Below are 287 nucleotides of genomic sequence, written 5' to 3' on the forward strand. Positions count from 1 at the left end.
ATCCCTTTCGCCTGCCTCGATTCGGCGACTGACTGGAGTGATGCGCTGAAGGGGGTGGCTGTGGTTATCCATGCCGCCGCGCGGGTTCATGTCCTGAACGAGGTTTCTGCTGATCCGTTGACTGCGTTCCGCCAGATCAATGTCGAAGGTTCCTTGAATCTTGCTCGTCAGGCGGTCGCCGCGGGTGTCCGGCGATGTGTCTTCATCAGTTCGATCAAGGTGACCGGCGAGGGCGGACGGCAGGATCAAGCCTATACCGCAGAGGATGTCCCAGCCCCGGTTGACCC

The 287-nt window shown here is 60.6% G+C and carries 1 protein-coding gene; it reads left to right on the forward strand.

Annotated elements, in window-relative coordinates:
* Nucleotides 1-287: NAD-dependent epimerase/dehydratase family protein (locus tag BK665_RS33905; RefSeq protein ID WP_123410669.1), on the forward strand; the 287-nt coding region annotated here is incomplete at both ends.

The sequence above is a fragment of the Pseudomonas frederiksbergensis genome, from assembly GCF_003732665.1.
In the GTDB taxonomy this organism is placed as follows: Bacteria; Pseudomonadota; Gammaproteobacteria; order Pseudomonadales; family Pseudomonadaceae; genus Aquipseudomonas; species Aquipseudomonas frederiksbergensis_G.